This window comes from Janthinobacterium kochi (genome assembly GCF_051380715.1).
Lineage (GTDB): Bacteria > Pseudomonadota > Gammaproteobacteria > Burkholderiales > Burkholderiaceae_D > Janthinobacterium.
Map to the genome: position 1 here is coordinate 341693 of NZ_JBNYXO010000005.1, position 19708 is coordinate 361400.

Annotated in this window: 17 protein-coding genes; 14 read left to right on the forward strand and 3 right to left on the reverse strand. The window is 60.7% G+C overall.

Annotation, left to right across the window (positions count from 1 at the left end; translation table 11 throughout):
* The first annotated feature begins 61 nt into the window (after positions 1-61).
* Together clpB and ACQ4WL_RS14200 are read left to right on the forward strand one after the other, a co-directional pair.
* Positions 62-2668, forward strand: coding sequence for an ATP-dependent chaperone ClpB (clpB, locus tag ACQ4WL_RS14195; protein WP_436510337.1), 2607 nt, complete (start codon positions 62-64; stop codon positions 2666-2668).
* Positions 2669-2839: 171 nt separating this feature from the next.
* Entirely contained in the window at positions 2840-3961 is a 1122-nt protein-coding gene (locus ACQ4WL_RS14200; RefSeq protein WP_436510338.1) for a polyamine ABC transporter substrate-binding protein, read from the forward strand.
* Between the two features lie 69 nt (positions 3962-4030).
* Here the strand turns inward: ACQ4WL_RS14200 and ACQ4WL_RS14205 are convergent, their stop codons facing one another.
* The 3 genes from ACQ4WL_RS14205 to ppk1 form a co-directional block, all read right to left on the reverse strand.
* On the reverse strand, positions 4031-4159 hold the full coding sequence (locus tag ACQ4WL_RS14205) for a hypothetical protein (RefSeq protein WP_257224845.1): 129 nt from the start codon (positions 4157-4159) through the stop codon (positions 4031-4033).
* A gap of 171 nt (positions 4160-4330) precedes the next feature.
* Positions 4331-4789, reverse strand: coding sequence for a phosphohistidine phosphatase SixA (sixA, locus tag ACQ4WL_RS14210; protein WP_436510339.1), 459 nt, complete (start codon positions 4787-4789; stop codon positions 4331-4333).
* A gap of 25 nt (positions 4790-4814) precedes the next feature.
* A complete protein-coding gene (ppk1, locus tag ACQ4WL_RS14215; RefSeq protein ID WP_436510340.1) occupies positions 4815-6908 on the reverse strand; it encodes a polyphosphate kinase 1 in 2094 nt (697 codons plus the stop codon).
* 271 nt (positions 6909-7179) lie between these two features.
* Between ppk1 and pstS the strand changes: the two genes are divergently transcribed.
* The 12 genes from pstS (at position 7180) to ACQ4WL_RS14275 (ending at position 19704) form a co-directional block, all read left to right on the forward strand.
* Positions 7180-8229, forward strand: coding sequence for a phosphate ABC transporter substrate-binding protein PstS (gene pstS, locus ACQ4WL_RS14220; protein WP_436510341.1), 1050 nt, complete (start codon positions 7180-7182; stop codon positions 8227-8229).
* 210 nt (positions 8230-8439) lie between these two features.
* Positions 8440-9411 carry a phosphate ABC transporter permease subunit PstC gene (pstC, locus tag ACQ4WL_RS14225; protein ID WP_436510342.1) on the forward strand — a complete coding sequence of 324 codons (972 nt, stop codon included), beginning with the start codon at positions 8440-8442 and terminating at the stop codon, positions 9409-9411.
* A complete protein-coding gene (gene pstA / locus ACQ4WL_RS14230) occupies positions 9408-10304 on the forward strand; it encodes a phosphate ABC transporter permease PstA (protein WP_071078204.1) in 897 nt (298 codons plus the stop codon). Before pstC ends, pstA begins: the two co-directional genes overlap by 4 nt.
* A gap of 38 nt (positions 10305-10342) precedes the next feature.
* Positions 10343-11125 (forward strand): phosphate ABC transporter ATP-binding protein PstB, encoded by a 783-nt coding sequence (pstB, locus tag ACQ4WL_RS14235; RefSeq protein ID WP_010396817.1) that lies wholly within the window; start codon positions 10343-10345, stop codon positions 11123-11125.
* A 48-nt stretch (positions 11126-11173) separates the two neighbouring features.
* Positions 11174-11884, forward strand: a complete 711-nt coding sequence (gene phoU / locus ACQ4WL_RS14240; RefSeq protein WP_070218051.1) for a phosphate signaling complex protein PhoU — start codon at positions 11174-11176, stop codon at positions 11882-11884.
* A gap of 5 nt (positions 11885-11889) precedes the next feature.
* Positions 11890-12579 carry a response regulator gene (locus tag ACQ4WL_RS14245; protein WP_034755074.1) on the forward strand — a complete coding sequence of 230 codons (690 nt, stop codon included), beginning with the start codon at positions 11890-11892 and terminating at the stop codon, positions 12577-12579.
* An 11-nt stretch (positions 12580-12590) separates the two neighbouring features.
* Entirely contained in the window at positions 12591-13907 is a 1317-nt protein-coding gene (phoR, locus tag ACQ4WL_RS14250) for a phosphate regulon sensor histidine kinase PhoR (protein WP_436510343.1), read from the forward strand.
* Positions 13908-13978: 71 nt separating this feature from the next.
* The gene (gene senA / locus ACQ4WL_RS14255) at positions 13979-15175 is read left to right on the forward strand and encodes a selenoneine synthase SenA (RefSeq protein WP_436510344.1); all 1197 of its coding nucleotides are present in this window, start codon (positions 13979-13981) and stop codon (positions 15173-15175) included.
* Between the two features lie 33 nt (positions 15176-15208).
* A complete protein-coding gene (locus ACQ4WL_RS14260) occupies positions 15209-17155 on the forward strand; it encodes a UvrD-helicase domain-containing protein (RefSeq protein ID WP_436510345.1) in 1947 nt (648 codons plus the stop codon).
* Between the two features lie 93 nt (positions 17156-17248).
* On the forward strand, positions 17249-18163 hold the full coding sequence (locus ACQ4WL_RS14265; protein ID WP_436510346.1) for an NAD-dependent epimerase/dehydratase family protein: 915 nt from the start codon (positions 17249-17251) through the stop codon (positions 18161-18163).
* A 352-nt stretch (positions 18164-18515) separates the two neighbouring features.
* On the forward strand, positions 18516-18899 hold the full coding sequence (locus ACQ4WL_RS14270) for a LiaF transmembrane domain-containing protein (protein WP_243420173.1): 384 nt from the start codon (positions 18516-18518) through the stop codon (positions 18897-18899).
* A complete protein-coding gene (locus ACQ4WL_RS14275) occupies positions 18889-19704 on the forward strand; it encodes a LiaI-LiaF-like domain-containing protein (protein WP_436510347.1) in 816 nt (271 codons plus the stop codon). The genes ACQ4WL_RS14270 and ACQ4WL_RS14275 overlap by 11 nt, the downstream gene beginning before the upstream one ends.
* Positions 19705-19708 lie beyond the last annotated feature (4 nt).

A 19708-nucleotide genomic window follows, 5' to 3' on the forward strand; every position in this document is an offset into this window, starting at 1 on the left:
GCTTGAAAAGTACTGCCTCACCCCAATTTGGTTAACAACTAATTAACCGGGAGCGCTTCTCATGCGACAAGACAAACTCACTACCAAATTACAGGAAGCCCTGGCCGATGCGCAAAGCTTGGCCGTGGGCAACGACAACCCCTATATCGAACCAGTCCACCTGCTGACGGCCCTGTTGAACCAGGACGACGGCGGCGCTCGCTCGCTCTTGCAGCGAGCCGGCGTCAACGTGGGCGGCCTGTCCAAGGCCCTGGGCGCCTCGATCGAACGCCTGCCGAAAGTATCGGGCACGGGAGGCGACGTGCAGGTCAGCCGCGAATTCGTGGCCTTGCTGAACCTGGCTGACAAGGAATCGCAAAAGGCGGGCGACCAGTTCGTGTCCAGTGAAATGGTCTTGTTGGCCATGACGGACGACAAGTCCGACTGCGGCAAGCTGGCGCGGGAAAACGGTCTGACCCGCAAGGCCCTGGAAGCGGCCATCGACGCCGTGCGCGGCGGCAACAAGGTCGACTCGCAGGAAGCCGAAGGCCAGCGTGAAGCCTTGAAAAAGTACACGCTGGACCTGACGGAGCGGGCGCGCAAGGGCAAGCTCGACCCTGTGATCGGGCGCGACGATGAAATCCGCCGCACCATCCAGATCCTGCAGCGCCGCAGCAAGAACAACCCCGTGCTGATCGGCGAACCGGGCGTGGGCAAGACGGCCATCGTCGAAGGCCTGGCGCAGCGCATCGTCAACGGTGAAGTGCCGGAATCGCTGAAAGGCAAGCGCGTACTCTCGCTGGACATGGCCGCCTTGCTGGCCGGCGCGAAATTCCGCGGTGAATTCGAGGAACGCCTGAAATCCGTGCTGAAGGAACTGGCCATGGATGAGGGGCAAACCATCGTCTTCATCGACGAGATGCACACCATGGTGGGCGCGGGCAAGGCTGAAGGCGCGATGGATGCCGGCAATATGCTCAAACCGGCGCTGGCGCGCGGCGAGCTCCATTGCGTGGGCGCAACCACCCTCGACGAGTACCGCAAGTACATCGAGAAGGATGCCGCGCTGGAACGCCGCTTCCAGAAAGTGCTGGTCGATGAACCGACCGTGGAAGCGACGATTGCCATCCTGCGCGGCTTGCAGGATAAATACGCGCTGCACCACAAGGTGGAAATCACGGACGCGGCCATCATCGCCGCCGCCGAGCTGTCGCACCGCTACATCACGGACCGTTTCCTGCCCGACAAGGCGATCGACCTGATCGATGAAGCGGCGGCGAAGATCAAGATCGAGATCGATTCGAAGCCGGAAGTGATGGACAAGCTGGAACGCCGCTTGATCCAGCTGAAGATCGAGCGCGAAGCCGTCAAGAAGGAAAAAGACGAAGCATCGTTGCGCCGCCTGGCCCTGATCGAGGAAGAAATCGTCAAGCTGCAGCGCGAATACAACGACTTCGAAGAAATCCTGAAGGCGGAAAAAGCCGTGGTGCAAGGCAGTACGCACATCAAGGAAGAGATCGAGAACGTCAAGCTGCAGATGGAGCAGGCCACGCGCGAGAGCAACTGGCAGAAAGTGTCGGAGCTGCAGTATGGCAAGCTGCCGCAACTGGAAGCCCAGCTCAAGCAGGCTGACAGCGGTATCCCGAAACGCGATCCCGACGAGCCGAAATTGCTGCGCACGGAAGTGGGCGCCGAGGAAATCGCCGAAGTGGTGTCGCGCGCGACGGGCATCCCCGTGTCGCGCATGATGCAGGGCGAGCGCGACAAGCTGCTGCATATCGAAGAGAAGCTGCATGAGCGCGTCGTGGGCCAGGATGAAGCAATCACGGCCGTGGCTGACGCCATTCGCCGCTCGCGCGCCGGCCTGTCCGACCCGAACCGTCCATATGGTTCCTTCATGTTCCTGGGACCGACGGGTGTCGGTAAAACCGAGCTGAGCAAGGCGCTGGCGACCTTCCTGTTCGATACGGAAGAATCGATGATCCGCATCGACATGAGCGAGTTCATGGAGAAGCATTCCGTGGCCCGTCTGATCGGCGCGCCACCGGGCTATGTCGGTTACGACGAGGGTGGCTACCTGACGGAAGCCGTGCGCCGCAAGCCGTACAGCGTGATCCTGCTCGACGAAGTGGAAAAGGCGCATGCCGACGTCTTCAACGTGCTGCTGCAAGTGCTCGACGACGGACGCATGACGGATGGCCAGGGCCGTACGGTGGACTTCAAGAATACCGTCATCATCATGACCTCGAACCTGGGTTCGCATAAAATCCAGGCCATGGAAAGCGATGATCCCGGTGTCGTGAAGCTGGCTGTGATGGCCGAGGTACGTTCGCACTTCCGTCCCGAATTCGTCAACCGCATTGACGAAATCGTCGTGTTCCACGGCCTCGACGAGAAAAACATCGGCGCCATCGCGAAGATCCAGCTGAAGATCCTCGAAGAACGCCTGGCGCGCATGGACATGCAGCTGAGCTTGACGGACGCGGCCTTGCAGCAAATCGCCGAAGCGGGCTACGACCCGGTATATGGCGCCCGTCCTTTGAAGCGGGCGATCCAGCAGCAGATCGAAAATCCGCTGTCGAAGCTGATCCTGGAAGGCAAGTTCGGCCCGAAAGACGAGATCCGCATCGATGCCCAGAACGGCAACCTGGTGTTTACGGGCGCCACGGTGGGGCTGGACAAGGTGTAACGTTGGCAAGGGCCGGGGTCAGACCCTCGTCACTGTCAGCGCTGATCTTTGCGTTGGCGGTGTTGGGGGTCTGACCCCAGCGGTGAAAGCAGGGCGGTATCAGGCTAGACCTGACACCGCCCTTCTTGCTATCATCGTCACTATTTTCTGACTAATTCCGGAGGCGGTACGATGGCAAACACATGGCAAGCAGGGCGGCGCATTGGAGTGGGGTTGACCTTGGCGGCGGCCGTGCTGGCATTGCCTGCCCAAGCTCAGGCTCAGGAAGAAAAAGTCCTGAACATCTATAACTGGTCGGACTATATCGGCGACGATACGATCAAGAATTTTGAGAAGGAAACGGGCATCAAGGTGCGCTACGACGTTTTCGATAATAACGAAATCCTCAATGCGAAACTGGTGGCGGGCAAGTCCGGCTACGATATCGTCGTGCCGACGGCCCAGTGGGCGCGCCTGCAGATCGACGCGGGCTTGCTGCGCAAACTCGACAAGAGCAAGCTGACGAACCTGGGCAACCTGGACCCCAACCTGCAGGCCAAGCTGTCGAAGATCGACCCGAACAACGATTACCTGGTCGACTGGCTGTGGGGCTACACGACGGTCGGCATCAACGTCAACAAGGTCAAGGCGGCGCTGGGCGGCATGCCCATGCCCGACAACGCCTGGGACTTGGTCTTCGACCCGAAATATGCAGCGAAGCTGAAGTCGTGCGGCGTGTCCTTCCTCGACTCTCCGTCGGAAGTGCTGCCGGCCGCCCTGCAATACCTGGGCAAGCCCGCGTATTCGAAAGCGGCCGCCGACTACCAGGAAGCGGGCAAGGTGCTGCAAGCCATCCGTCCTTACGTGACCCTGTTCAGCTCGTCAGGCTACATCAATGACATGGCCAATGGTTCCGTCTGCGTCGCGCTGGGCTGGTCGGGCGACATCAATATCGCGCGCCAGCGCGCCATCGATGCGAAAAATGGCAATGTGATCCAGGTGCTGGTGCCGAAGACGGCCGCCCTGATGTTCGATACCATGGCCATCCCCGCCGACGCGCCGCACCCTAACAATGCGCACCTGTTCATCAACTATATCTTGCGTCCGCAAGTGCATGCCAGCCTGAGCAACAAGGTGTTTTACGCGAATCCAAATCCGGCCAGCATCAAGTATGTACGCAAGGATATCGGCGAGAACAAGGCCATCTTCCTGTCGGACGCCGACAAGCAGCGCATGGCCGCGCCGGAAGCGACCACGGCCGATATCCGCCGCCTGATGACGCGCATCTATACGAAGTTCAAAACGGGAGTGTAAATAGAATGATGGCGCGATGGACGGGCTGGTGGCCGTCGCTGGCGCCATGCGATATTGCCGAGGTGAACACTACTCGTGGTAGCGGTCCATCAGCTTGTGGTGGCTGCCGCGCATTTCTTCGATCAGTTCAAAGGCGACGAAGCCGATGATGGCGGCGAAGATGGCGATGAAGAGAAAAACGAGGAAGGTGATTAACATGGTCTTTCAGCCGCCGTTGGACGGCCGTCCGCTGGGTTGCTCAGGTGCCAGAGCAGTGCTCCAACACGTAGTTGATGCAATTAAACTCTAGCAGATCGGCAGCGCTTTGCAAGGCTGCTGAGTTGTAATTCCTGCTAGTATTTGTCCCAGCGCACTTTTTGCGCATTTCCCTTATTTCACCACAAGGTCATGCGCCATCACGGCTTTTAAATAGACGCTGATGGGGTCGCCAGGCTCGTGTTGCGAAAACCACCAGGCGCTGGCCTTGCGCATTTCCCATTCCTGCTCCTCGCCCGTCAGCAGCAGGGCGGCCGCCTGTCCCAGGGTGGGCTGGTGGCCGACGATGAGCACGGTTTCCTTGCCGCCGGGCCAGTTGGCCGCCTTGAGGATGTCTTCCGCCTCGGCGCCAGGCGCCAGTTCCGGCATCAGCTTGAACTTGCGTCCCAGCGCTTCCGCCGTTTGCAAAGTGCGCAGGGCGGGACTGACAAGGATGCGGCAATTTTCCGGTAGTTGCGAAGCGAGCCATTCGCCCATGCGGCGCGCCTGTTTCTGGCCTTTGACGGTCAGGGCGCGTTCGAGGTCGGGCAGGCCCGGTTCCGCTTCTGCGTGTCGCCACAAGATGAGATCCATGCTGTGCTCCTCTGTGTAGAATTGCCTATTCGCCGACCTCCGCGACCGGCGTGCCCAGTGTGTGCATCAAATACTGCTGGGCGCTGAACGGCGTTTGCTTGCCGCGCGGCTTGCGGCGCGCGTAGTGGCCCGTCGGCTCCAGTTCCCATGCATTGGTATTATCCTTCAAATACGGATTGAGGCCCTCGGCGATCACGCGCCGCTTCAACGCCCGGTCCAGCACGGGGAAGGCCACTTCCACGCGGCGGAACAGGTTGCGGCTCATCCAGTCGGCGCTGGCCAGGTAGACATCGTGCGCCAGGTCGTTGCGGAAGTAGTAAATGCGGCTGTGTTCGAGGAAGCGGCCTATCACGGAGCGCACCTTGATGTTTTCCGACAGGCCCGGCACGCCCGGCTTCAGGGTGCAGGCGCCGCGCACGATCAGGTCGATCTTCACGCCATCGGTCGAGGCCGCATATAGGGCGCGGATCACGGATTCATCCACCAGTGCGTTGACTTTGACGATGATGCGCCCGCGCCGGCCAGAGCGGGCGATCTTCGCCTCGTTGCGGATGGCTTTGATGATCTCGCTTTGCAGGCCGAACGGCGCCAGCCACAGGTGGTTCAGGTTGTGCGGCTTGGTCAGGCTGGTCAGGTGGATGAAGACTTCATTGACTTCCACGGCCAGGTCCTGGTTGGCCGTCAGTAAACCAAAATCGGTGTACAACTTGGTGGTGGTGGGGTGATAGTTGCCGGTGCCCAAGTGGGCATAGAAGCGCAACGCGCCTTCTTCGCGGCGGATGACGAGCGCCACCTTGGCATGGGTTTTCAGGCCCACCACGCCGTACACGACTTGCGCGCCGGCCTGCTCCAGCCTGTCGGCCCAGTTGATATTGGCTTCTTCGTCGAAACGCGCCATCAATTCCACGATGACGGTCACTTCCTTGCCCATCTTCGCCGCCGTAATCAGCGACTCCATCAAGTCCGAATTCATGCCCGTGCGGTAGATCGTTTGCTTGATGGCGACGACGGACGGGTCGTAGGCAGCGCTGCGGATGAAGTCGATGACCGTCTGGAACGATTGGTACGGGTGGTGCAGCAGGATGTCGTGCTTGTTCAGGGCGGCAAAGATGTCATTGCCGATGGCTTTATGCGCCAGGCCTGGAAAGAACGGCGGGAAGCGCAGCTCCGGCTGCTGGACGTGGTCGATCATTTCTGACAGCCGCACCAGGTTCACGGGGCCGTTGACGCGGTACAGCCGGCTTTGATCCAGGCTGAACTGGTCGAGCAGGAACTGTGACAATTCTGGCGGGCAATTGCGCGCCACTTCCAGGCGCACCGAGGTGCCGAACTGGCGACCCACCAGTTCACCCTTCAAGGCCTGGCGCAGGTTCTTGACTTCGTCCTCATCCACCCACAGGTCGCTGTCGCGCGTGACGCGGAATTGCGAATAGGCGATCACTTCGCGCCCGGCGAACAGGTCCGAGATGTGCGCGTGGATGACGGACGACAATAAACAGAAGGACACGCCATCGCCGGAAATTTCGTCCGGCAGCTTGATGACACGCGGCAAGACGCGGGGCGCCTTGACGATGGCGATCGCCGTGCCGCGCCCGAACGCATCCTTGCCGCTCAGCGAGACGATGAAATTGAGGCTTTTATTCACCACTTGCGGGAACGGGTGGGCCGGGTCGAGGCCGATGGGCGTGAGCAGGGGGCGCACTTCGCGGTCGAAATATTGCTTGACCCAGGCGCGCTGCGCCTCGTTGCGGTCGCTGTCGCGCAGCAAATGCACGCCCGCTTCGCGCAGGGCCGGCAAGACGTCGTTATTTAATATCTCGTACTGGCGTTCCACCAGCGCATGGCATTCCTTGCCGATGCGCTCCAGGTTGGCTGCCAGGGCGGGGTGGCCGGCCAGCGAACCGCCGATGCTGCCGGCCGCCAGCAGGCTGGCCACGCGCACCTCGAAGAACTCATCCATGTTACTGCTGACGATGCACAAGTAGCGCAGGCGCTCGAGCAGCGGAATGTTCGGGTCTTCCGCCTGGGCCATCACGCGCCGGTTGAAAGTCAGTTGCGACAGCTCGCGGTCAAGCAGGATGCCCGATTTGGTCACTTCCATGTGCAGTTCAGGTTTCATATTCTTTTGTCTTTGCAGATAGTTAATTCTAGCCGTATTTCATCATGTATGACGCGCTGTGAGTGTAATCATGAAATATGACATAAGCGTGACATATACTGTCATAAAGCGTCGCGAGCCTTGTCATTTTTCGCGCCGAGAAGGGCATTTCTCGGGGCGTAGCCAATTATTTCAAGAATTTTTATCCATGTCATAAAGCTGTCATATTCACTTGCTAGACTGCGCAGCATTCAACCGGGACTTTGCGCCCTAACAACCCTGAGGACTTGATATGCAAATGAAGCAAATGTTCAAATTTATCGTCGTGGGCGCTTCGGCAGCGATGGCATTTTCTTCCGCTTCCGTCATGGCGGCAGATATGACAGGTGCTGGTGCTACTTTCCCGTACCCGATCTACGCCAAATGGGCCGAGACGTACAAAGCCAACACCGGCAATGGCCTGAACTACCAGTCCGTCGGTTCCGGCGCTGGCATCAAGCAAATCAAGGCCAAGACTGTTGAATTCGGCGCCTCGGACATGCCTTTGAAGGCGGAAGAGCTGGAAGAAGCGGGCCTGATGCAGTTCCCGGCCATCATGGGCGGCGTGGTCACCATCGTCAACCTGGACGGCGTGAAGCCCGGCCAGCTGAAAATGACGGGTAAAGTCGTTGGCGACATCTACCTGGGCAAGATCACCAAGTGGAGCGCTCCTGAGATCGCCGCACTGAACACGGGCGTCAAGCTGCCAGACACGGAAATTACCGTGGTACACCGCGCCGACGGTTCGGGCACCTCGTTCCTGTTCACCGACTTCCTGTCGAAAACCAACCCGGAATTCAAATCGAAAATCGGTGCTGGTACGGCTGTGAAATGGGCCGTGGGCGTGGGCGGCAAGGGTAACGAAGGCGTCGCCGCCAACGTACAGCGCATCAAGGGTTCGATCGGCTACGTCGAGTGGGCTTACGCCAAGAAAAACAAAATGTCGCACACCCAGCTGCAAAACAAGGACGGCAACTTCCTGCAGCCTGACGATGAAAACTTCAAGGCAGCAGCCGCTTCGGCACCTTGGACGCAAACCCCAGGCTTCGGCGTGGTCCTGACCGACCAGGCTGGCAAGAACAGCTGGCCTATCACGGGCGTGTCGTTCATCCTGATGCACAAAGTCCAGGCTGACGCAGGCAAGGCAAAAGAAGTTCTGAAATTCTTCGACTGGGCCTACAAAAACGGCGGCGCCGCTGCCGTTGAACTGGACTACGTGCCGATGCCAGCATCGGTCGTGAAACTGGTGCAGGAATCGTGGAAAGCCAATTTGAAAGATGCATCGGGCAAAGCGATCTATTAATTTGCTAGCTTGACCATGTAAGTACTGCACTATCCTTGCCCCGCCAGCAGCACGGCGGGGCAGGGAGTTAGCCAGGACCGCCCGCAAGCCCTTGCAGGCGCTCCTGGCTAAAAGAGCAAGATAAAAATAGCAATACCTGCAGTACCACCCATATGGCACACTATGAGCGCACAATCTACCTCCTCCACGATCCCCATGCCAGGCGGCACCATGACCGATTCCATCAGTCACGCGCAAATGCTTTCCACCATGCGCAAGCAGCGTTTCCAGGATTTCATGTTCCACAAGGTGACGATGCTGTTCGCCCTGTCGGTGCTGATCGTCCTGGTCGGCATCATCATTTCGCTGATCATGGAATCGATACCGGCCTTCAAGACCTTCGGCCTGCACTTCGTCGTCTCGGCCGAGTGGGACCCCGTCAATGACCAGTATGGCGCCCTGATCCCCATCATCGGCACCTTGGTGACGTCCGTCATCGCCTTGCTGATCGCCTTTCCCGTCAGCTTCGGCATCGCCCTGTTCCTCACGGAAATCTGCCCAGCCTGGCTGCGCCGCCCGCTGGGCACGGCTGTCGAGTTGCTGGCTGGCGTGCCATCGATCATCTACGGTATCTGGGGCCTGTTCGTGTTTGCGCCCCTGTTTGCCGACCACGTCCAGCCTGTCCTGAAAGCCACGCTGGGCAACGTGCCCGTCATCGGCCAGCTGTTCAGCGGCCCCATGATGGGCATCGGCTTGCTGACGGCCGGCCTGGTGCTGGCCATCATGATCATCCCCTTCATCGCGTCGGTGATGCGCGACGTGTTCGAGATCGTCCCCGCCGTGCTGAAGGAATCGGCCTACGGCCTGGGCTGCACGCGCTGGGAAGTGGTGCGCAAGATTGTCTTGCCTTACACCAAGACCGGCGTCGTCGGCGGCGTCATGCTGGGCCTGGGACGCGCACTGGGCGAAACCATGGCCGTCACCTTCGTCATCGGCAACGCGAATAAACTGTCGTGGTCGCTGTTTGCCGCCGGTAACAGCATCACCTCTTTGCTGGCCAATGAATTCGGCGAAGCGCAATCCGAGTTGCATGTGGCATCGCTGTTCTCGCTGGCCTTGATCCTGTTTGTGATCACCTTTATCGTCTTATCCGCCGCCAAGCTGATGCTGGCTGGCATGTCCCGCAAGGAAGGCACGAAATGAGCCAGCTCAGCCAAGTTAGCACCCACGATGTTCCGGCCAAGCCGGCCATGAACCCCGTCTACCGCAAACGCCTGTTGATGCACCGCATCGGCATCGCCCTGTCGGTGGCCGCCATGGCACTCGGCCTGGCCGTGCTCGTGTGGATCCTGTTCACGCTGGTGATCAAGGGTTTCGGCGCCTTGTCCGTCGACCTGTTCACGCAAACGACGCCGGCTCCCGGCAGCGAAGGCGGCGGCCTTATCAATGCCATCGTCGGCAGCGCCCTGATGGTCGGCCTGGCCACCGTGGTCAGCACCCCGATCGGCATCCTGGCCGGCATCTATCTGGCTGAATACGGTGAAGAAAACAAGTTTGCGCAAGTGACGCGCTTTGTCACCGACATCATGTTGTCGGCGCCATCGATCGTCATCGGCCTGTTCGTGTACGCGCTGTACGTGGCGCACGTCAAGCATTTCTCCGGTTACGCGGGCGCCATTGCCCTGTCGCTGATCGCCGTGCCGGTGGTGGTGCGCACAACGGACAATATGCTGCGCCTGGTGCCGAACAGCCTGCTCGAAGCCGCGTTTGCCCTCGGTGCGCCGCGCTGGAAGGTGGCCACCCTGGTGCGCTTGCGCGCCGTCAAGGCTGGCGTCATCACCGGTGTGCTGCTGGCATTGGCCCGCATCGCCGGCGAAACGGCGCCGCTGCTGTTCACAGCCCTGAATAACCAGTTCCAAAGCTTCAACATGAATGCACCGATGGCCAACTTGCCGTCCGTCATTGCATCGTTTGCGATGAGCCCGTACGACAACTGGCGCTCGCTGGCCTGGGGTGGCGCACTGCTGATCACCTTCAGCGTGCTGGCCTTGAATATCCTGTCGCGCACCGTGTTCAGCCAAAAAGTCCCTAATTAAACAGATATCGAGCGAAGCGAACCCACATGAATACGCAAATGAATCCAGCCCAAGACTTGGCACCAAAGAAAAAAACCATCGAGATTTCGGGCCTGAACTTTTTTTACGGCAAAACGCAAAGCTTGCATAATGTCAACCTGGACATCCATGAGAAGAAGGTGACGGCTTTCATCGGCCCGTCCGGTTGCGGCAAGTCGACCCTGCTGCGCACCTTGAACCGCATGTACGACCTGTATCCGGGCCAGCGCGCAGAAGGCTCCATCCTGTACCGCGGCCGCAACGTGCTCGACGCCGACCAGGACGTCAACATGCTGCGCGCCAAGGTTGGCATGGTGTTCCAGAAGCCGACGCCGTTCCCCATGTCGGTGTACGACAACATCGCCTTCGGCGTGCGCCTGTATGAAGACTTGTCGAAAGGCGAGATGGACGAGCGCGTCGAGTGGGCCTTGAAAAAGGCTGCGCTGTGGGGCGAGGTCAAGGATAAACTTTCGAAGAGCGGCCTGTCGCTGTCGGGCGGCCAGCAACAGCGTTTGTGCATCGCGCGCGGCGTGGCCGTGAAGCCGGACGTGTTGCTGCTCGATGAGCCGACCTCGGCGCTGGACCCGATTTCGACCTCGAAAGTGGAAGAGCTGATCAGCGAACTGAAACAGGATTACACGATCGCCATCGTGACGCACAATATGCAACAGGCAGCGCGCTGCTCCGACTACACGGCTTATATGTACTTGGGCGAGCTGGTGGAATTCGGCGAAACGGACCAGATTTTCATGAATCCGGCCCGCAAGGAAACGCAGGATTACATCACGGGCCGCTTCGGCTGATCCGTCGCGCACCGCTATATACAAGACAACTGAATACGGAGAGACAGCATGATAGGCGAACATTCATCCAAGCAATACGACAACGAACTCGAAGCGATCCGCTCGAAAGTGCTCCTGATGGGCGGCATCGTTGAAACCCAGTTCCTCGACGCGATGACGTGCTTTCGCATCGGCAATCCGGAACGCGCCGACCGCGTGATGCGCGAAGACGACGTCGTCAACCAACTGGAAGTGTCGCTCGATGACGCCTGCAGCCATTTGATCGTGCGCCGCCAGCCGGCCGCCAACGATTTGCGCACCATCATGGCCACCATCAAGGTGATTACCGACCTCGAGCGCGTCGGCGACGAGGCGACCAAAATCGCCCGCGTAGCGAAGAATCTGCACAAGCGCGGCAACGCCGTCGTCAACCATTACGAGATGGTGCGCGGCATTGCCAACACGGCCACCGACATGCTGCACGACGCGCTGGACGCGTTTGCCCGCAACGACGGCAAGCAGGCCTTACAATTAATTGCACAAGATGCCATCATCGACCATGAGTTTCGGTCTATCATGCGCAACTTGATCACCTTTATGATGGAAGACCCGCGCACGATTTCGGCGGCGCTCGACACCCTGTGGGTGGCCAAGGCCATCGAACGGATCGGCGACCATGCGAAAAACATCGCCGAATACGTGATTTACGTGGTTGAAGGCAAGGACATCCGTCACACCAAGGTGGCTGCTCCCGCCATTTCCGAGGAGCTCCCTGAGTAAGCTTTATGGCATCTGATAAAACCACGGTATTGATTGTTGAAGATGAGCCGGCCATCGTTGAACTGGTGACCTATTCGCTGCGCGAATCCGGCTGGAATTGCTGTTCTGTACAAAACGTTGCCGATGCCTGGGAATTCATCCAGCACCGCACGCCGCACCTGATCCTGCTGGACTGGATGTTGCCGGACCAGACGGGCTTGCGCCTGCTGTCGCGCATCCGCGCCGACCGCAATTTCGCCGCCATCCCCGTCATCATGCTCACCGCCAAGAGCATGGAAGAAGACAAGCTGGCTGGTCTGAACAGTGGGGCCGACGATTACGTCACCAAGCCGTTCTCGCCGCGCGAGCTGTTGGCGCGCGCCAAGGCGCTCTTGCGACGCAAGAGTCCGGAACACGCGCAGGCGCCCATGCGCGCCGGCAACGTGGCCTTGGACCCCGTCAGCTGCACCGTGATGATGGATGAACAGAAGATCGATATCGGCCATGCCGAATACAAGCTGCTGAAATTCCTGCTGGCCCATCCGGAGCGCGTGTTTTCGCGCAGCCAGCTGCTCGACAAGGTGTGGGGCGACCATGTGGTGATCGAGGAACGCACGGTCGATGTGCACGTATTGCGCTTGCGCAAAGCCTTGAAAGAGGCGGAAAGCCTGATCAAGACGGTACGCAGCGTCGGCTACATGTTGTCTGAAAAGTAAAGCTGGCCTCTATGAATCCGAAATTGCTGTTCTGGGTACCGGCCGCCTTGCGCATGGTGCTGGCGCTGCTGGGCGTTGCCGTCGTCTGGTATCTGTTTGGCGCCACGTATGCGCTGGGCATCGCTTTCATGCTGATGGCCATGATGGTGTTCGTGCAACTGTCGTATCTGTTCCAGCTGAGTAACTGGCTGGACAATCCGCAAAGCGCCAAGCTGCCCGACGGCTGGGGCGCCTGGACCAGCATCTTCGCGCGCCTGTACCGCATGCGCCGCGACGACGAGAAAAACCAGGCCGAGTTGACGGAATGGCTGGCGCGTTTCCGCCAGGCCATGCATCTGCTGCCGGACGGCGTCGTCATCATGGACGATGTGCTGTTCCTCGAATGGTGCAATCCGGCCGCCGAGAAACACCTGGGCCTCACGCACGAGCGCGACAAGGGCATGCGCGTGACGAACTTGATCCGCAGCCCCGAGTTCATGGATTACATCATCCTGGGCCGCTACGACCAGCCGCTGACGATCACCTTCCGCAACCGCAAGCTGATCGTGCAAATCATTCCGTTTGAAAACCGCCGCCAGATTCTCGTCACGCACGATGTGACGGAGACGGAACGCATCGAAATGATGCGCCGCGACTTCATCGCCAACGCGTCGCACGAATTGCGCACGCCGCTGACGGTCATCGTGGGCTTCCTGGAAATCGCTTCCGCCGAGCTGGACCTGGACGCCGCCACGCGCGCCGCCCACCTCAAGCTGATGACGGAGCAGGGCCACCGCATGCAGCATTTGATCGAAGACATGCTGACCTTGTCGCGCCTGGAATCGGTCGACTATCCGCTGCGTCCCGAGCCCGTGGATGTCAAAAAGCTCATGCAGCAAGTCTTGCGCGACGCCAAGGGTTTGTCGGCCGGCAAGCATGACGTGACCATGGAATGCAACGGTCCCGACGTGCTGGGCAGCTACGATGAACTGTACAGCGCTTTCGGCAACCTGGCTTCGAACGCTGTGCGCTATACACCGGCCGGCGGCAGCATCACCCTGCGCTGGCAGGATGGCCCGGCCGGACCGCAATTCATTGCGCAAGATACGGGCATCGGCATCAGCCCCGAGCATATCTCGCGCCTGACGGAACGTTTCTACCGCGTCGACAAGAGCCGTTCGCGCGAAACCCAGGGTACGGGCCTGGGCCTGGCCATCGTCAAGCACGTGTTGCTGCGCCATGGAGGCACTCTGGCCATCCAGTCCGTGGCCGACAAGGGCAGCAGCTTCATCGTCAGCATGCCCAAATCCGTCGTCACGCCGCTGCAGGGCGAGTTGCTGGTCAAGTAGCCGAGGGGGCACGCGCCCCTTGTTTCCTGTGCGACTAGTGCAAGGTTGGCATAAGTCGTTACAATCAGGCCATGACTTTAATCAACACTTCTTTTCGCCACGCCGGCGCCCAGCAACTGGCCCAGTCGCTGCAGGCTGCGCGCCAGGATACCCTGTCTCTGTTCGACTGTTATGTCAGTGCCGGCCTGGACGTGGTGGCGGGCCTGCCCCGCCATCCACGCCTCAATCCGCCGTTATGGCAACTCGCGCATATCGCCTGGTTCGCCGAGTGGTACATCCTGCGCGAAGCCGCTTCGAGCCATCCGGCTGACGCCATTTATAACTCCCTGCTGACGCGCGGCGACGACCTGTTCGACGCCAACATGGTGGAGCACCGTGCGCGCTGGAAGCTGGAACTGCCCAGTCCGGGCGCCGTGAAAACGTATTGCCGCGAAGTGCTCGACCGGGTCTTGGACAAGCTGTCGCGCGAAGCTAATGTCGACAGCGCCCTGGCGCCGTACCGGCTGGCGCTGGCGCATGAGGATTTGTGCGGCGAGGAAATGCTGGCCGGCTTGCAATGGCTGGGTCTGGAAGCGCCGGAGTCCCTGGCTACCAGTTCCGCCTTGTCGGCAGGGGCCGGGGAGGTCGCCTTTCCTGGCGGTTCCATCGAACTGGGCTCGCCACGCGGGGCCGGGTTTGCCTTCGACAATGAATCTCCACCCTATAGCTGCTACGTGCCGCCGTTTTCCATCGATGCTTGCGCCGTATCCAACGCCCAGTTTGCCGATTTTGTCGCCGATGGCGGCTACCAGAACCGCCAGTTCTGGAGCGCGGCCGGCAGCGCCTGGCTGATGCGGCAGGAGCGCTCGTCGCCTTTGTACTGGCTGCGCGAAGCGACGCAGTGGCGCACCATGCGTTTCGGCCAGCGCACGACCTTGCCGCCGAATGAAGCCGTGCGCCACATCAATCTGTATGAAGCGCAAGCGTACTGCGCCTGGGCGGGGCGGCGTCTGGCGACCGAGGCGGAATGGGAGTATGCTGCGCTGTCCGGCCATCCGCGCTTTCACTGGGGCCAGGTGTGGGAGTGGACGGCGACGCCGTTCGAGCCGTATCCGGGCTTTGCGCCCGATGCCTGGCGCGAATATTCGGCGCCGTATTTCATGCAGCACCAGGTGCTGCGCGGCGCCGCCTTCGCCACGCCGCCGCGCCTGCATTCGGCGCGCATGCGCACCTTTCATGCGCCCGAACGGGGCGACATCTTTGCCGGCCTGCGCACCTGCGCCTGGTAGCGTGCCGAGAACAGACATCATTTCAGGATACCCTTGAGTACAGATAACGCCCCACAGTTCATTCCCAAACGCATCACGCCCACGCCGGAGCAGGTCGCCATCCAGACGTCGCAAAAGAAAGTGGTCTTGATCGATGCCAATGCCGGCGCGGCCAAGACGACGACCCTGGCCCTGCGCTTGGCCGAGGCGCTGCACCGGGGCCGCGCGCCCGAACGCATGCTGGCCCTCGTGTTTACCGAGGCGGCGCGCGTGGCCCTGCGCCAGCGCCTGCTGGAAGTGGGTGTGCCGCTCGGTGTCGTCAAGCGCCTCGTCATCGACACCTTCGACGCTTTTGCCGCCAAGGTGCTGCTGCAGCTGGAAAACATGCAGGTGGCATCCATGCGCAGCGATGAAGAGCTGCGTCCCGTGGCCAGGGAAGCGCTGGAAGTCGTATCGGAAAAGTACGCTCACCGTTATCCGCTGGAAATCAATACGACCAACGGAGCGATTGCCGAGTTTTTGAAATTGCAGTTGCGTACCAAGGCGCGCCTGGATTTTCAAAATCCTGACTTCGAGAGCAACTCGCTGGACGACAACCTGGAAATGCTGGGCATGTCGCGCACGCACTATCTGTGGCTGCGCGAATACGAAGGCTTGCGCGGCGCCGACACGGGCGATATCCAGTTCCGCGCACCATTCGATGCCACCTACGATCTGGTGCGCATGCTCGACGGCGACGAGCCGCTGCGCCAGCAGTTGCCGGCCTTCCAGATCATCGTGGCCGATGAATTGCACGACTTGAACGAAGCGTCGTTCCGCCTGCTGACCATGCTGATACGCCGCGGCAACGCGTTTTTCTGTGGCGCCGGCGACAAGGATCAAGTCATTTACACGTGGTCGGGCGCCGACCACCGCTTCCTGCGCCAGCGCTTCGAGCAGGAATTCCCCACCTTGCAGCGCTTGCCATTGACGGCATCCTACCGCTACGGCCCGCAGCTGGCGCAGGCCGTCGGTATGCTGAAAAACAAGGCCAGCGTGTCGGCCCTGTCGCGCGCCACCCATATCGAAGTGCTCGAGTATGACCATGCGCAGCCGCAGGCGTGCAGCGCCCAGCTGATCGCCGCGCTCGAACGCGCGCATGCTGGCACGACGGCCATTTTGCTGCGCGACCGCGATCAGGCGATCCGCGTGGAAACGGCGCTGTTCCAGAGCGGCATCGCGTATGGCTTGGTGGACATGAACAGCTATCTGTTGAGCCTGGAAGTGCTGATGCTGCGCGGCATGGTCGCCATCGCCCGCAAGGACTTGCATGCAATCAAGAGCGGTCCGCGCCGCGGCGACATCCTCGAAGCCCTGGTGGCGTTCGCGGAAATCCCGTTTACGCGCGGTGAGCTCCAACAAGCCAAGGCCGACGTGGCCAACTACCCGGACTTGCTGGAAGGCTTTTTGACGAACCAGCTGGCCAAGTCGCATAACCAGGACAAGGCGGCGCTTACCCTGGCCGCCGTCGATTACCTGCGCGCGCTGCCTCCCGATGCGCTGGCGGGCGACGCCCTGCAGCACATCTTCGGCCTGATGCAACTGGAACAGACGGCGCGCCGCATCTATGTCGACCCGGCGCAGGCGCGGGTCGTGGCCCGTTCCCTGCACGGCTTTATTGCCGTGTGCCGCGAAGCGGGCGTGGCGCTCGGTGGCTTTGCCGGCTGGCTGGGTGAGATGGAAGAGGCCGTGACGGTCTCGACCGGCAAGGCCAGGCTGGTCATCGCCTGCATCGACCAGATCAAGGGCCTCGAGTACAACCACGTGATTTTGCCCTACCTGGCCGTCGATGAATTCCCGCGCAGCAAGACCGACCCGCTGGAAGAGGAAAACCGTTTTTATGTGGCCGCCACGCGCGCGCGCGACAGGCTCACCTTGCTGACACCGCAAGACCCCGCCTACCGGAGCCGCTACATCGCCGCCCTGCAGCTGAAAAACAAGATTGTTGCGCCCAGGGCATAAATCTTTTGCTCCACGGCCGCTTTTTGCGAAAGACGAAAATGGGCATACTGGACTGGTGTGATTGACAGCAATCTAACCAGACAGGAGTAAGGCATGAAGATTTTCTTGACAGGCGCGGCAGGATTTATTGGCAGTTCCATCGCGGCGGGCCTCGTGCGCGCCGGCCATCAGGTCACGGGCCTCGTGCGCAAACCGGAACAGGTGGCCGAGCTGGCCAAGATCGGCGTGTTGGGCGTGCAGGGCGATTTGAACGACCGCGCATTGCTCATCGAGCAGGCAAAGGCGGCGGACGCCATCATCAATGCGGCCAGCAGCGACCACCGGGGCGCCGTCGAAGCCATCCTCGACGCGCTGGCCGGCACGAACAAAGTGTTCCTGCACACGAGCGGCTCGTCCATCGTGGGCGACGCCTCGGGTGGCGAGGGGACGCAACAGATTTATTATGAAGACAAATTGCCTGCGCCCACGGCCGACAAGGCGGCCCGGGTCGCCATCGATGACTTGATATTGGCCAGCGCAAGCCAGGGCGTGCGCGCGAGCGTGCTGTGCAACACCTTGATCTACGGCCATGGCGCCTTGCCGCGCGACAGCGTGCAATTGCCCCGTTTGCTCAAGCAGGCGCGCAAGAGCGGCATCGTGCGCCACGTGGGGCCTGGCCGCAATATCTGGTCCAACGTGCATATCGACGACGTCGTCAGCCTGTATTTGCTGGCCTTGGAAAAGTCGCCTGCTGGCACGTTTTACTTTGTCGAGTCGGGTGAAGCGTCCTTCCGCGACATGACGGCCGCCATCGCCAAGGCACTGCACCTGGGTCCCGCGCAGGATTGGCCGCTGCCCGAGGCGGTTGCCGAATGGGGCTACGAAATGGCTTCTTACGGCCTTGGTTCCAACAGCCGCGTGCGCGGTGCACGGACGCGCACCCTGCTGGGCTGGCAGCCGCAGGGGCCATCGGTGCTCGAGTGGATCGAGAACGACATGCTGCAGCCGCCACACGCCAACGCCGTTTGATGCAGCTCAGCAAAGCCGCATCTGTGTGCGCTAGCGAACGGTGCTATGTGACGATCAGGAGTATGATGGTTTTGCTTGGTTGAGACGCACTGCCGTGAAGTTGGCGGCATGTTCGATCTTCCAGCAGGTCAGCCGGTCGCCTCAAGGATCGGCACCAGATTTCTGCCCGCGTTTGCGCCCTGCGCCACGCGGCTTTGCACTGCGAACCCCTTCTAGGCCGGCGCCAGCCGGTCTGCCTGTCGTTTCCGCCGCTGCGCCATTCACCGCCACCTGTCCGCCATTCGCCGAAGCGCAGTTTTCGCGCGCCCGAATTGCGCGTATCTTTACGATCAACCAACTCAAAGGTGGGACCGTGAAACCTGAACCAGCTTATTGCCGCCGTACCCAGCTGCTGTGGGGCGTGCTGCTGATCGCCATCGGCGCCGTGATCCTGCTGGACCGCCTCGATGTGATCTATCTCCACGATTACTATGCACTATGGCATTATTGGCCGCTGATACTGGTCGTCTTCGGCCTGAACAAGCTGCTCACGCCCGTGTCCGCCAAACAGGTGCTGAGTGGCTTGTGGCTGATCTTTTTCGCTGCCTGGTGGTATGTCTCGTACGAAGAACTGTGGAACTTGAATTTTTACAATAGCTGGCCAGCCTTGCTGATCGCCTGGGGCGTGGGCCTGGTGCTGGAACCGCTGCTGAACAAACATTTTATTGCCTATCGGGAGTCCGAGCATGAAAAATAGACCGCCGCTGCACTCGCCATCGCAGATCGTGCTGGGCGTCATCGTCATCGGCCTGGGGCTGCTGTTCCTGCTCGACAACCTCGGTTTCATCGATGTGCGCTACACCTTCCGCTTCTGGCCCACGGCGCTGATCGTGTTTGGCTTGCTGAAACTGTCGCAAAGCCGCAGTGCGAACGGCTATTTACTGGGCGGTATGCTGGTGCTGCTGGGCGTGGCCTGGACTCTCAAGCACATGGGCATCTTTTACATGAACTGGGACTTGCTGTGGCCCCTGCTGATCATCGGCCTGGGCGTGGCCGTGGTGTCGAAGTCCTTGCCCGGCGCGCAGCAACGCCAGCGCCGCCGGCGCTTTGCTGCACAGCAAGACAGCACCGCAGCGCCTGACTCTTTCGGTCAGGCCAGGAATGGCGCCGTGTCGCTGGACAAGGACGTCGCCGATACCAGTGCAGCGCCCGGCGCCAGCGGGCAGGCGGACGATGACAGCATCATCGAAGTGACGGCCATCCTGGGCGGCTATGTGCGGCGCGTGTCGTCGCAACGCTTCAGGGGCGGCGATATCAACGTCATCATGGCCGGCTGCGAAATCGACTTGCGCCAGGCCTCGATCGAAGGCGAGGCCGTGCTCAACGTATTTGCCCTGTGCGGCGGCGTCACCATCAAGATTCCGCCCGACTGGAGCGTGGTGCTGCAGGGCACGCCCATCCTCGGCGGCTTCGAAGAAAAGACCATCGTGCCGCCGAACCAGGCCAAGCGCCTGTACGTGACGGGCTACGCCATCATGGGCGGCCTGGAAATCCGCAACTAGGCGC